This window comes from Pseudomonadota bacterium (assembly GCA_039028155.1).
Classification (GTDB): domain Bacteria; phylum Pseudomonadota; class Alphaproteobacteria; order SP197; family SP197; genus JANQGO01.
Genome location: JBCCIS010000038.1, coordinates 1 through 14,165 on the forward strand (window position 1 = coordinate 1; position 14,165 = coordinate 14,165).

General features: G+C 59.5%; 12 protein-coding genes. 5 read left to right on the plus strand and 7 right to left on the minus strand.

Going from position 1 to position 14,165, the window contains the following annotated elements:
• The 4 genes from AAF563_17870 to AAF563_17885 all read left to right on the plus strand — a co-directional run.
• On the plus strand, positions 1-1,609 hold a 1,609-nt coding region (locus AAF563_17870), incomplete at its 5' end, for a hypothetical protein (GenBank protein MEM7123153.1).
• Positions 1,610-1,812: 203 nt separating this feature from the next.
• Complete coding sequence (locus AAF563_17875) at positions 1,813-2,355, plus strand: TadE/TadG family type IV pilus assembly protein (GenBank protein MEM7123154.1); 543 nt, start codon at positions 1,813-1,815, stop codon at positions 2,353-2,355.
• Between the two features lie 11 nt (positions 2,356-2,366).
• A complete protein-coding gene (locus AAF563_17880) occupies positions 2,367-2,894 on the plus strand; it encodes a TadE/TadG family type IV pilus assembly protein (protein ID MEM7123155.1) in 528 nt (175 codons plus the stop codon).
• 112 nt (positions 2,895-3,006) lie between these two features.
• On the plus strand, positions 3,007-4,335 hold the full coding sequence (locus tag AAF563_17885) for a pilus assembly protein TadG-related protein (GenBank protein ID MEM7123156.1): 1,329 nt from the start codon (positions 3,007-3,009) through the stop codon (positions 4,333-4,335).
• Positions 4,336-4,697: 362 nt separating this feature from the next.
• On the opposite strand, the gene AAF563_17890 is transcribed toward AAF563_17885, so the two are convergent.
• Entirely contained in the window at positions 4,698-5,234 is a 537-nt protein-coding gene (locus tag AAF563_17890) for a pilus assembly protein N-terminal domain-containing protein (GenBank protein MEM7123157.1), read from the minus strand.
• Between the two features lie 224 nt (positions 5,235-5,458).
• Between AAF563_17890 and AAF563_17895 the strand changes: the two genes are divergently transcribed.
• Positions 5,459-6,973, plus strand: a complete 1,515-nt coding sequence (locus AAF563_17895; GenBank protein MEM7123158.1) for a tetratricopeptide repeat protein — start codon at positions 5,459-5,461, stop codon at positions 6,971-6,973.
• Positions 6,974-7,084: 111 nt separating this feature from the next.
• Here AAF563_17895 and AAF563_17900 read toward each other — a convergent pair whose 3' ends face one another.
• The 6 genes from AAF563_17900 to AAF563_17925 form a co-directional block, all read right to left on the minus strand.
• Entirely contained in the window at positions 7,085-8,050 is a 966-nt protein-coding gene (locus tag AAF563_17900) for a type II secretion system F family protein (GenBank protein MEM7123159.1), read from the minus strand.
• Between the two features lie 82 nt (positions 8,051-8,132).
• Positions 8,133-9,125 (minus strand): type II secretion system F family protein, encoded by a 993-nt coding sequence (locus AAF563_17905; GenBank protein ID MEM7123160.1) that lies wholly within the window; start codon positions 9,123-9,125, stop codon positions 8,133-8,135.
• Positions 9,122-10,564 (minus strand): CpaF family protein, encoded by a 1,443-nt coding sequence (locus tag AAF563_17910; protein MEM7123161.1) that lies wholly within the window; start codon positions 10,562-10,564, stop codon positions 9,122-9,124. The genes AAF563_17905 and AAF563_17910 overlap by 4 nt, the downstream gene beginning before the upstream one ends.
• 261 nt (positions 10,565-10,825) lie before the next feature.
• The gene (locus AAF563_17915; GenBank protein MEM7123162.1) at positions 10,826-11,923 is read right to left on the minus strand and encodes an AAA family ATPase; all 1,098 of its coding nucleotides are present in this window, start codon (positions 11,921-11,923) and stop codon (positions 10,826-10,828) included.
• A gap of 132 nt (positions 11,924-12,055) precedes the next feature.
• Positions 12,056-12,739: a CpaD family pilus assembly lipoprotein gene (locus AAF563_17920; protein MEM7123163.1), complete on the minus strand. Its 684-nt coding sequence runs from the start codon at positions 12,737-12,739 to the stop codon at positions 12,056-12,058.
• 10 nt (positions 12,740-12,749) lie between these two features.
• Positions 12,750-14,150: a type II and III secretion system protein family protein gene (locus AAF563_17925; protein MEM7123164.1), complete on the minus strand. Its 1,401-nt coding sequence runs from the start codon at positions 14,148-14,150 to the stop codon at positions 12,750-12,752.
• Positions 14,151-14,165 lie beyond the last annotated feature (15 nt).

Here is a 14,165-nt window from a genome sequence, read left to right on the forward strand (position 1 = left end):
GAACGCGCCCGATGGCCTGGTCATGCATTGGACCCGGCCTTTCGACGTCTTGATGCTGGCGGGCACGTTGCCCGGCATGCTGGTCACCGACTTCCAGACATCGCTGTTTTGGTGGGGCGTGGTGATCAGTCCGGTGTTCGCCGCCGTGACGTTGATGTTCCTGGCTTGGGGTGCGCTCACCGTGCTGCCGCGCTGGGGCGCGCTCTTGATGGCCGTGCTGTTCCTTGCCCAGCCCGGCCTTTATGCGGTGTTCCAGTTGGGAAGGCCCGATCACCACAGCCTGCTTGCCGCGCTTGCCGCCTGCGTCTTGGCCTTGATGCTTCGATGGAACCAGACGCCAGAGCGCATGATCTATCCGATTCTGGCCGGACTGGCGACGGCGCTCAGCCTTTGGGTCGGTACCGAGACCCTGCTTCTGCTGCTGGTCGCCGTCACGTCATTCGGCGTGATGTGGCTGTTCGGTCGTGCTGACGCCGCGACCGCGTTGTGGCGCTTCGCCGTTTTCTTTGCTGCAGGTCTTGTCGTCGCTCTGATGATCGAACGGCCGCCGGTCGATTGGTTCGCCGTCGAACTTGATAGGCTTTCGCTGGTGTATATTGTCCTGGCTCTGGCCATGCTGGCTGCCGCCGGTTTGGTTTTTGGTGCCGCTCGGATCACACCCGGATCAGGCCTTGTCGTGCGCTTTCTGACAGGTATCGTCGCCGCGCTCATTCCCGCATGTGTCATGGGCTTCAGTTTTCCGGCGTTCTTTGAAGGTCCCTACGGCCAGGTGGCGCCGGAAGTGCGGGAGGTCTTCCTGGCAAACGTTCGTGAGGCCGAGCCGCTGCTGACCGCCGACCCAAGGACATGGGCCGATGCGATGTTCACGCTGGGGCCCGTTATCTTTGTTTTGCCCTTCGTGCTGTATCGCCTGTGCCGTGGCGATACAGTCGAGCGCGGCACCTACGTCATTTTGGGCCTAGCGTTAACCTTTTACATCGTCGGCGCGCTTTATCAGGTGCGCGTATTGCCCTATGCCGAAATTGTTCTCGTCCTTATCTGGACGGTGGTGCTTGTCGCGTTTGCCCGCTTCGTCGGTCGCCTGGCCACGCTGCCGGGCCGTGTGTTGATTGGTGCGGCCGGGTTCGTTGCCCTATTGCTGAGTCATATCGTTGCGGCAATCGTCATGATACCGGCTGATGTCAAGGCGAACGCCGACGCTGGCGTTGAAGAATGCGATTGGCGCTCAGCAGGCCGCTTTCTGCGCGATGCCGACATCGACGGCACGGTGCTGACCTATATTTATCCAGGTCCAGAAATCGCCTTGCGTACTGGCTATGGCGTGGTCGCCGCGCCCTATCACCGCATGGAGCACGGCATCGTCGACGCACATCGCGCCTTTCTCGCCGAACCGTTGATGGCCAAGGACATGCTGGCCGCCCGCGACGTCGGTCTGGTGATCCTTTGCACGGCACAGGAGGGCAAGGGCGGGCACGATTGGTATGTCAGGGAAGGTGGAACAGAGAGCCTCTACGGACGGTTGGCCGCCGGCGATCCGCCTTCGTGGGCCGTGCGTCTTGGCACCGACGACTCGCGACTCGACGGGTTCCTCGTCTACCGCGTGCCCTAGCACGCGCGCCGCATGGCGTTCGTTAACGCCATTAACCAAATTCCCGGGTCAATGCTGTGACCACGGTCACTGCGCAAGGCGTCATGACCGCAACCGTCCGGCGATTGTGTCTAGCGTCACTGCTAGGTCAGGTGGGCGCCTGACATGCTACGGCACGATGGCTGGGAAGCCGATCTGGAACGCTTCTTGCACGGGTGGCACACATGTATCGGATTGCGACATGGTATCGACGACGCGCACGGCGCCTGGCCGAAGACCGTTCCGGCGTTGTCGCGATGGAATTCATCCTCGTGGCGCCCGTCTTCTTTTTCCTGATCTTCGCCATTCTGGAGACGTCGTTTCTGTTCTTCACGGCAACGGTGATGAACGGCGAAGTGTCCTCTGTCGCGCGCTCCATTCGAACCGGCAACCTTCAGCTGGAAGACGACCCCGAGGACAAGTTCTACGAACTGCTGTGTGAGAACCTCGACAACGTCCTGGACTGCGACAAGGTAATCGTCGACATCCGGACTTATGCGGACTTCGACGACATGGCGTTCGACGAGTTCTTGAACGACGAAGGTGAAGCCGAAGGCAACCTGTTCGATATCGGCGAGGCCGGCGAAGTGGTGTTGGTTCGCATTGCCTATAAGTACCAGATCATCACGCCGTTCCTGGCGGAATTCCTGGCACCGCCCAATCAGGACACGCTCATGCTGCAAGCCGCGGCCGCGTTCCAGAACGAGCCTTTCCAGAGCCTCTTCTAGGTGGAAGCGACATGATGAAAGCGAACCTACTTCTGAAGCTTTGGCGTGACCGCAGCGGTGTCGCGGCATCGGAGTTCGCGCTGATATTGCCGATCTTGATCTTGTTGCTGTTCGGCACGGCAGAGCTTGGCTATGTGCTTCTTCTGGACAAGAAGATCACAACCGGCGCGCAGACCGCAGCCGACCTGGTCGCGCAGCAGAAATCGGTTTCCGCGGGTGACGTGAACAACATCTTTCGTGCCGTCGACAGCATTCTGCAGCCGTACTCATCCGGCGACGCCGCCTATACGGTCGCCAGCCTGGTTGCCGATGAGGATGGGGCGGTCACGATCGAATGGCAACGTCACCGCGGCGGTGAGGATATCGAAGAATTCGACCTTCCCGAAGGCCTGTTGAGCGAGAACGACAGCGTGATCGTCGCCCTCGTGACCTACAGCTACAGCCCCGTGTTTGGTGAACTGATCTTTGAGCCGTTCATCATCACCGACATGGCCTATCTGCGTCCGCGCACGACTATCGCGGTCGAGTTCAGCGGATAGACAATCGAGCGGCCTGACGATTCCAAAGATGAGCGCGAGTGATGCGCAAAGGCAGGATGAGATCATGCTCAACCAAATGAGATCGACAACCATGAAAAGCCGGATAACAACCATGACTTGGTTTAACTGGGCGCCGTGGCGACGCTTGGTCAAAGAGCGCAAGGGCGCCGTTGCGGTCGTCTTCGCCCTCTCTCTGCTGCCGATATGCCTGGCCGGCGGGGCCGCGATCGACATGGGCCGCGCATACCTCGTCAAATCGCGTCTTGGCTACGCGCTTGATGCTGCGGGCCTTGCCGCCGGCGGCGCGACCGAACTGAGCGACGACGAGCTCGAAGAGCTGATGTTGTCCTACTTCGAGGCGAATTATCCCGTCGAAGAGCTGGGTGTCGCTGCCGAGCCGGAGATGGAGATCTCCGATGAGGAAGTTCGACTGAGCGCGTCGGCAACACTCGATACGACGTTGATGAACGTCATCGGCATTCATGACATCACGGTCACGGCGACGACGGTCATTATCCGTGAATCGAAGGGTCTCGAAGTCGCCCTGGTGCTCGACAACACCGGGTCCATGGGCACCACGAAGATGAATAATTTGAAGAGTGCTGCGCACAGCTTCCTTGACATTCTCTTCGGCGCCAATGCCGAGAGTGACCTGCTCTATATCTCCGTCGTGCCGTTTGCGGGAACGGTGAATGTCGACACCGGTTTCGGTCACTTGAACAGCGACTATGACGCGGCCGACTTTGCGCCGGATATCTGGCGCGGCTGTGTTATGGCGCGTGAGGATGGTGAAGATCAGACCGATGCGGCGCCTACCAACGACGACACCCGCTGGGAGGCCTATCTTCGGCCGAGCGGCTCTGGCAACTGGTGGCCGCCGATCTCCGGCAGCTATGGCCAGCGGAAGGGGCCGAACAAGGACTGTCCGCGGCCTGTCCTGCCGTTGACCAACGTCAAGTCGACGGTCGAGAGCAAGATCGATTCGATGGAGTCACGCGGGATCACGCACATCAACTTCGGCCTCGTCTGGGGTTGGCGCACGCTGTCGAACACCGAACCGTTCACCACGGCGACTGAGTACGACAACGACGAGTTCGAGAAGGCGATCGTGTTGATGACCGACGGTGAAAACTACATCGGCACGTCGTCCTATGGCGCCTATGGCCGTATCGCCGACGGCAATCTGGGCACGACTTCGAGCTCGAGCACGGCGATCGCTCAGCTGAACCTGCGCACGGCAGCAGTTTGTAACGCGGTCAAGGCACAGGACATCATCGTCTACACCATCACGTTCCAGGTCAGCTCTAGCACGGTCAGGAACCTGATGCGTAACTGTGCGACTGACGAGAGCAACTACTTCGACTCGCCAGACGCCGCGACGCTTGAGGCATCGTTCCGCGAAATCGGTCGCGAGCTGAGCAACCTCCGCATCGGCGGCTAATCAGGAAAACAGCAGCCCCTGTCGATGGGGCGCGCAGAGTACAGGCAGCGGGCCACACGATATGTGGCCCGCTGTTGTTTTGAGGCTGCCGTGCAGAATAGACCTCAGACCCGGTCTTGCCTGCGATCCGTAACTGTCAGCATTGGATGATGTCGTATCGCTAGGCTCGGCCGTTCAAATGCGGAGACCCGTGACGTACCGTGTCGATGTGGGGTCGTGTCGGCATGCATGAAGGTGAGAGGCTCCCATCCGGTCGACCTGCATTGAGAGGCCGAGGCTGGGCGAGGACGTCGCCCCACCGCTCCTACTTAGTCAGCGCGATGGCAAAGAAGACCGAATGCGCCCGTGGCGGCGCTTACGTTCTACTCGGTAGCGTCGGTGGTGATGTTGACCGTTGCCGTCGTCTCGTTGGCCGCCGCGTCGTCGCCGGTCGCCGTGCCGCCCAAGGCGGATGTGGTCGTGCCCGCCGCCGCGGCTCCGGTGGCCGCATTGGTTCCGGCGGCAGCAAGTTCAGACACATTGGTCGCAACGCAGCGTGGAGAGCAGCTGTAGGTCAGCTCCACGGCGTTGCGGTTCAGTGTCACTTCGTGATTGTTGTTTGGTGTCACCAACAAGTCGGCATTGATGACTTCCTTGCCGTTCGCATCGAGAATGAAAATACCGGTTTGACCAGGGGCCCGACCGACAACGAAGAGAAGTCGCGGCGACTCGACGACCACGTCGGCAATCGCCGGGTTGGCGATGTGGACGATTTGGGCATCTGCTTCCAGTCGAAGAATCTCAGCCTGGTTCACTTCAACTCGAATTGTCTCGGCACTTGCGGTGGTGAAGGCGGTCGCCACCATGCACAAGGCGGCACCGGCGGCGTAACGGACTGCGACGGGGAACTTGATCATCATATCGTTCTTTCCCAGCGTTCTGCCGAATTTCGCTACAGGCAGGAAATACCTGATTCTCTTAGAAATTATACCGTTTTATTGCCGCGAGGTCACCGATTCGCTTTGCCCGGTGGATAACTCGCTTGATATAGTGACAGCCGCTACTCGTCGCAGACTCTGGGGTAGGGGAAGGACCTATTTCGACACGTCGACCTGCCGTGGCAAAGGGCCACCGCTGCGTGACCGTGGCTGGCGCAACAGTCATTGGAATCATGCTGGCGTCGTGCGAATCGCTCCCGGTTCAAGGTGTCAGCGGGGGGAATGTCGATACCGAGCCGGCCACCGAGACCGAAGCCAAAATCTCCGATTCCTTTGTTTCCGCCGCGCGCACGTCAGAGGACGCCGGCGACTACGTCAGCGCGGCCGGCTATTGGCAGAACTTGCTCGACCGTGATCCGACCGACTTGGAAGCAGCGATCGGCCTGGCGGACAACTTGCGTCGGCTCGGCCAGTACGGTTACGCGATCAACGTGCTCAACGACGCGCTTGGCCAACATCCCGATGACCCCAGGCTCTTAAGTCTGCTGGGCCGGACACTGGTGGCCGATGGTAACGCGACGGCAGCACTTGACCCGCTCCAACGGTCGGTCGCAATTGAGCCTGGTATGTGGGAAACCCAGGCCGCTCTGGCGGTCGCCTATGGCATGTTGGGTGAGCTCGCCAGGTCGAACGAAGCGAATATGCGCGCCCTTGCCGCGTCGCCCGACAACCCGAAGGTCCTGAACAACATGGGCCTGCAGGCGGCGATGCAGGGCGATCTTGACGGCGCCATCGAACTTCTGGAACGCGCCAGTCGAGGCGATGAGGCGGATTCCAAGATCCGCCTGAACCTGGCGTTGTTGTTGGCCTATCGCGGTGACATTGAGGAGGCCGAAGGCTTGGTCCGCGAAGAGCTGAGCGGCGAGGAGGCAGAGCAGAACATCGCGTTCTTCCGGTCCCTTGCCGGCAACGACCTGCAGAATCTGGAGGAGTTGGTCGCTCAATCGAACCTGGGAGTCGAAGCTCAGCCACTGCCTCCCGTCGATGAGGGGGATACGCTGGCCTTGAACCAGTCGACGGCGACAGCGCAGCCGACGGAGCCGACGACGGTGATTGTTGAGCCGGTCGAGGAGGTCGTCGTGCCGGCGGCTGATATTGTCGACGTGCAGGCGGCGCCGGCGACGGAAACGTCGGGCAGCGATATCGGGGTTGAGGCGCCTGCCGATGAAACCGTAACCATGACGTATGACGATCAACCGCAAGATTTGCCGGAGTTGGACACGGGACGCGACAGTGACGAGTTCGTGTTGCCGCCTGAGACCATCGTGACCACGTCCACGACCGAGGAGGTTGTCGCGACGACACCTGAAAGCGACGAGGGCGATGCCGCTTTTGCCTTGGCGCCGGAAGTGGTGCAAGAGCCCGCACCCGCAGCTGAGCCGGAACCGGTCGAAGTCGAGGCCGAGGTTGTGGAGACTGTCGATGCTGTCGAACCCGCCGAGACAGCCGAAACTATCGCGACGGACGATGACGGTGATGACCTCTCGATCCTGGAGATGATCGGATCGATAACCGCACCCGCGCCGGGTGCTGGTTCGGGGGGAGAGGCGGCCAGTGACGCACGCGCAAACGCCCGCGATGACGATCTGCCGACCGACAACGCATTCGACTTCCAGTACTTCGATCTCTCGGATGATTCCGAGGAGCCAACCGACAACTAGCGACGGTGGCTTGTCGGACTGACAGTCACGCCGGATTGGCGCGCAGCGTTTCAGCTATTCCAAAAGGCTAATGTCCGAAGTGAAGGTGTGTCCGGTGCTTCCCGCTTAGCCTTACTTCTCACCGAACGTGCCGACCACCTGAATGATGGCGGGGCCGATCAGGACGATGAACAGCACCGGCAGGAAGAAGAGGATCATCGGGACCGTCAACGCCGCCGGCAGCGAGCCGGCCTTCTGTTCAGCACGAGCCATGCGATCGTCACGGTTCTCACGGCTAAGCACGCGAAGCGCGACGCCCAACGGCGTGCCGTACTTCTCTGACTGCAACAGCGAGACCGTTAGGGCCCGGACGGGCTCGGCGCCGGTGCGCGCCGCCAGATTCTCGAGCGCGCGGCGGCGGTCGCCGAGGTAAGCGAGTTCCGCGGTGGTCAGCGCGTACTCTTCTGCGAGGATGGGCGAAATCTCGCTGATTTCCTGAGAAATTCGGGTCAACGCCGCTTCCAGCGAGATACCGGCCTCAACACAGATGACCATGAGGTCCAGCGAGTCGGGAAACGCCTTGATGATCTGTTGTTGACGCTTTTTGGCGGTGTTGATCACCAGGATGCCGGGAATGAAGTACCCGAACGTCGCCGCCATGCCGCAGATCAGGAGTTTGACGAGCGTGTCCAGCTCAAGGTTCTTGGACGAGAACATCAGCAACGCCGCGACCGATGCAAATACGATCGGCAGCGCGATGCGCATGAACAGATAGACGACGATCGGCCCCTGACCGCGGAAGCCGGCCTGCATCAGTTTCATGCGGAGTTCAGGCGACCGCGCCTTTTCAATCAGGTTCAGTCGTTTCAGAACCTCGCTCATCCACCCGGCATGACGCTGCCGATGCCGCAGGCTGGCCTGTTGTGACTTTGCGAACTTCTGACGCTGCGCGGACTGCAGTTCTTCGCGCCGCCGCGAGACGGCCTTAAGGCGGCTGCCGAAGCTGTCGCGCTCCATAAACGGCATCGCGATCGCGATAATCGCAATGAAAGCGCCAAACGTCGAAAGCGCGATGATGATGTTCTGGGTCGATAGCATGTCTTTTTCTAGCTCGTTTGGTCAGCGCGGTCACTTTGGCGGTTCGACCGCAATACACGTCACGATTGGATCGTGAGCGAACTCAGACCTCAAACGAGATCATCCTCCACATGATAAGGGTACCCATCGCGATCAGCACACAGCCGCCGGCTATCATGTACGTTCCCATCTCTTCTCGCCAAAGCAGGGCGATGTACTCGTAGCTGGTCAACGTCATGATGCCCGCCATACAGAACGGCAGGGCGCCGATGATCATCGCCGTGGTCCGGGCCTCCGCCGTGATCGAGCGAACGGTATCGGCCATCTTCTTGCGCTCTCGTAGCACACTGGAAAGGCCAGAGAGCGTTTCGGCCAGGTTGCTGCCGGTCTGTTGCTGAATCGCAAGCACGATGGCGAAGAAGCGATACTCCATGGTCGGAATGCGTCTGAGACCGCGATCCATGACCTCATCCAATGGTCGGCCGACCTTGATGCCTTCAACCAACTGCTCGAACTCGCTACACACCGGCTCCGGCGTTTCACGTGCGATGATGTTGAGACACTCGTTGACGGGCAGGCCCGAACGCACGCCGCGAACAATGACATCGACGGCGTTGGCGAAGTGTTTGGTAAAGAGCTTTTGGCGTTTCTTGGCTTTGCGCTTCATGTAAAAGCGCGGCAGTCCGAGAAAAGCGAACAGCGCCACCGGGAGCGCGCCCCAGTATGTGTAACCCAGTGCGAGATAAAGGCCGGTGACGACAAGGGCAAACACCGCACTGATCAGATAGAACTGCTTGACCGTGAGGTTTGAGCCGGCTTGTACCAGCAGATCGGCCAAGGCCCGCTTGCGGACCGTCTGTTTGCGCTGTTCCTCCAGCTCCTTGATTTTGCCTTGAATCTGGCGGCGGCGCGCCACGGACGTATCCTTGCCGCCACCGCGCTGTCGGCGCTCGCGCTGGGCGGCGCCCGTTACCATGGCGAGCCGCCGGCGATAGTTGGCCTGGCTTGCGCGGACCATGAAGATGCCGCCGCCAGCCATGACGCAGAATAGCAGCAACGTGCCGACCACAATGATCATCAGGACGGTATCGTTCATTCGACTGCCAACTCCTGAAGTGCTTCGACCAATTCCTGCTCCTTACCGAAGTACCGCACGCGGTCGTAGAAGTTTGGCCGCAGGCCTGTGTACTTGTGACGGCCTACGATCTTTCCGTCGGTTGTCTCGCCTTCAAAGTCAAAGACGATGATGTCCTGCAAGGTGATGACGTCACCTTCCATGCCGATCACTTCGGTGATGTGGGTGATCTTGCGCGAACCGTCGCGCAGGCGCGTTGCCTGAATAATCACGTTGACCGAGCCGGCAATCTGCTCGCGCACGGTCTTGGCCGGCAAGTTATAGCCGCTCATCGCGATCATGTTCTCAATACGGCTAAGGCATTCGCGCGGATTGTTCGCGTGGATCGTGCCCATCGATCCGTCATGGCCGGTGTTCATGGCCTGCAACAGGTCGAAGGCCTCCTTGCCGCGCACCTCGCCGACGATGATACGTTCAGGCCGCATACGCAGGCAGTTCTTGACCAGGTCGGTCATCGTCACTTCGCCGATGCCTTCCAGGTTCGGTGGGCGGGTTTCCAGCCGAACGACATGGGGCTGCTGCAATTGCAGCTCAGCGGCGTCCTCGCAGGTGATGATGCGTTCGTCGCCGGCAATGTAGCGCGTCAGGCAGTTCAGCAAGGTCGTCTTGCCCGAACCCGTGCCGCCGGACACCAATGTGTTGATGCGGCAGTGGCCGATCAGCTTGATTATGTCTGCGCCGGCCGACGAAATGGAATCGAAATCGACCAGATTGTCCAAGGTCAAGCGGTCGCGTTTGAACTTACGAATGGTGAGCGCAGCACCATCGATAGACAAGGGTGGCGCTATGACGTTGACACGGCTGCCGTCCAGCAGGCGCGCGTCGCAGATCGGGCTTGCTTCGTCGACCCGTCGGCCGACCGCGCTCACAATGCGTTGGCAGATGTTCATGAGCTGCGCGTTGTCGCGGAAGCGTATCGGTGTCAGCTCAATCTTGCCGTCAACCTCGATATAGATGTTGTTGGGGCCGTTCACCATGATGTCGGCGATGTCGTCGCGCGCGATCAGCGGCTCCAACGGTCCCAGGCCAAGAATATCGTTACAGATATCCTCGATCAGATGCTGCTGCTCGGCGGCACTCAGCACCAGGGCCTTCATGCTGACGATTTCGCTGACCACGTCGCCGATTTCTTCGCGCACGGTCGCGGCCGGCATCTTGGCCAGTTCGGTCAGGTCGACGGACTCAATGAGCGTGTTAAAGACACTGACCTTGGTATCGTTGTGGCGCGCCTCCTCCTCGGGCGTCATAGTCGGCGCCATGTTGGTAGGCGCGCTGCCCTGCCAATCGGTCTCGTTGTCCGATTGGGGTTTGGGTTCCGACTTAGGCTTGGGCGGCGCTTTCGCGGCCGGTTGCGCCGGCTGTTCAACGACCTCCGGCACCACGTCGGCCGCCGGCGTCATGTCAAGATCATCCAGCGTATCCGTCGATCGTGCCTCACTCGGCAGATCGTCCGTCATGTCACCCAGTGGCGCGTCATCGACCATGTCGCGCGTATCGACGTCGTCCGTCTCAACGACGCTCAGCGCGGGCTTTGATTCCACAGGCGCCATGTCAGCCTGCGCCTTGGGCTTCGGCATGACCGGCGCGGGCTCATCGGCGACCGGCGGGGGTGCCTTCTTATCAGGTGGGCCTTGTCTTCGACCAAACACGTGGAGCTTTCCTTAGGCTTTTTCCTTACTAAACAGGTTCAAGCCCCCTCTGCTCTTTTTGCGCTTCTTCAGCGCCGTTCCGGTGCGTCCGGTAACGAGCATCGCCAGCTCGCCGAACACCTCAACCGCTTTATGTTTACCGCTTGCCTCACCGATCATCTGGCCGTTGTTCAACGCTTCGCCAAACACGGTGGGATCATGAGGCAAGACGGCAACCGGCTTACTGCCGACGGCTTCTTCGAACTCCTTGACCGGCACTTCCGTCTTCTTGGATGCGCCGGCGTGATTCAGCACGACACGCACTTTGCTATCTTCGCCGCGGCGTGCTTCCACGGCTTCGACAATGTTCTTTGTGTCTCGTAACGCTGCTAGGTCAAGTGTCCCAATGATAACAGTTTCGTCGGAGTCGACCAACAACTGCTGGGCCCAGCCGGACCACATGTGCGGAATGTCGAGCACGACAAAGGCGGCCTGCTGTCGGACAAAACTCAAGACTTGCTCAAGCGCATCGCCATCGATATCGGCGACGTTGCCGAGCGATGAGCGCGACCCAAGAATGCCAATCTGTTCATTGTGCTGCAGGACGAACCTGCGATAGAGCTGTTCGTCGACACGCTCCGGCGCAGCCAGCATATCCTCGATACCCTGGCTTACCTCTTGGTTGTAGGCAAAGGCCGCGGTGCCGAAACAAAGATCCAGATCGACGATGACAACGTCCTCGCCCAGATCGTTGCCAATCGACCAAGCGATGTTATGGGCGATCGTGCTTGATCCGACGCCGCCTTCGGCGCCGAACACCGCGATCGTCTTGCCCATCATCGGTGCATTGGGGTCGACAAAGATGCGTTCGACAGAGTCGATAAACGCGCCGATCGTCAAAGGTCGCAACAGATAGTCCGACACGCCGCTTGTGATCAACGAGCGGTACTGAACGATGTCATTCTGCGAGCCGACCAGGAGCACATGGGTGCCGGCGTCGCAGTTTTCCGCGAGCTGGTCGAGCTTACGCAAAAGGTCTTCGCCGGAATCTTCGGTCTCGGCCAGAATCAGCTGCGGTGTCGGGGATTCGCCATAGTACGCGGTCGCCTCGTCGAGGGAGCCCTCGAACATGTCAATGCGGCTCTTTTGCAGCCGGCGATCCTGAGCAGCCTTCTCAACTGTCTCCCGGGTTTCCGGGTCCGTCAGGAATGCATTGATGGAAACGCGAAGTATGGTCTGTCTCCCTTTACTCGTACTCGATCGTTAGTTGTCCGACGCGACGTCGAGCGCGGCGTCGCCGCCGGCCGTCGGCCAACTTGCCTGCGGGTTCTCACCGGACTGGTAGGCTTGAATGATATTGGCCGTGCGCTGTGCATCACGGGTGGTGAAGGTCCTTGACGCCACCAAGTCACCTGGATTGGCAATCATTGCCGCCAAGTTTCGTTGGGTCGAGCAGCCAAAGTTCGATGAGTTAATGTTGTCGTAGTTCCAAGACTCCTCCTGGTAGTAACCGCAATCGGGCGCAATCGCTGTATGGACAAGATAGGAAACGGTGACTTGGCCATTCATCGCGGCCTGCGGGTCCACGCCGACAAGCACCTCGCTCTTGGCTAGGCTGTGCTCCAGGGCACGACGTTGGATCTCACTTGCTAGGTTTGAGTACTCAAGCGCGCTACCAGGCATGACGATCAAGATAGGCTTTTGGCCATTGGCCAGATAGTCGCTGACCATCATGTCGAGCTGAACCAGCTCGTCGAGCGACAGGGTCCCGGCTTCGGTGCCAACAAAGTTTGCCTGGACTAGATCACTCTCGACGCGAATGGGGAACTTCGCTCGATAGTCGTAGTCCGCCAGCTGCACATCGGAATCCTCATATTGGCAAGCAGCCAGGCCGATAACGAACAGGGCGACCACGATTTGGCGCAGCAGGAGCGGAAGCTGTTTCATTTAAATTCCCTTACTCCACGATGAAGCCGATAGGCCCTGCAATTTCCTCGCCCGTCGGCGTTGGCAATCGATCCGCGTAAACTGCGTTGATACGTCCCAGGAAGTACATTTCCAGATCCGTTGCGGGCAACAAGCCGTCGGTTGGTAGCGATGCTTCGTTCTGCTCGATCGGACGGACCAGAAACGGCGTAACCAGGACCACGAGTTCGGTCTCGTCGCGTTGGAAGTTTGTGCTTCGGAAAAGCGTGCCGAGAACTGGAATATCTTTCAGACCCGGTAAGCCTTGAATCGTCGCGTTGATATCGTTCTGCAGGAGACCGGCAATCACCAAACTGCCACCCGAAGGCAAGTCAACCGACGTGTTCGCACGTCGCACGACCAAACTGGGGATGTTGAATCCCTGAATGGTGACGGCATCCTCCTGACTGGTAGCCGAAACCTCAGCGTTTACACGTAGGCTAATGCGGCCATCACTCAACACGACTGGGGTGAATTGAAGGGTTACGCCGAAGGGCCGAAACTCGATGGTCACCTGATTGTTTTGCCCGGGCACCGGAATCGGGAACTCGCCACCAACCAAAACGCTTGCGGGCTCGCCGGAGATCGCGGTCACGCTGGGTTCCGCCAAGATTCTTACCAAGTTATTCTGTTCCAGCGCATTGATCGATGTGTCGATGTTATTGTTGGCGCCGCCCTTGAACAGATCAAGGGTGCCGAACGTATTGGCGGATGGACCGACGCCCGTCGCCAAACCGAACAGAAAATTGCCTGAGCTGAGGTTGAGGTTGGTGTCGAAGCCAAACTCTTTAACTGCCTGTCGATTGACCTCGGCGAAGCGCACCTTCAACAGAACTTGCTGTTCGTTGCGGATGGTCAGCATATTGACGATGTTGTCGTCGGGCACGAAGCGAAGGGCTATCTGTTCCGCACTGGCGGCCACTTCAGGTGTCGACACCGTCCCCGTCAATGCGACATTGTCATTGACTGCGACGACATCGATGCTCTCATCGGGGATGAGAATGTTGAGCGTCTCGTTCAGCTCCAGCAGGTCGATACCGACCGAAACATCCAACCGCGCGATCTGCTGGCCAGCGGCGTTCAGGAACAGGACGTTCGTTGTGCCGATCTCGTTGCCGATCAGATAAGCCAGGCGCGGTGTTTTCAAGATAATGTCGGCGACTTCAGCGTTGGATGCCAAGACATCGCGCGCATCGACCGGCAGGCTGACCAGCCGCGCCTTGTTGAGCGGCAAGCCGACGCGGATCAGTGAGTCACTGGGCTGCTCGATGACCACCGCGTCGGTTGATTGTCCGTCGATTTGCTCGGCACGTGCGGAACCGGTCAAAAAAACCAACACCAGCGTTGTCATCAACGATAGGGATAGGAGGATAGTTTGGAGACGTTCGCGCATACGTTTCTAAGTTCC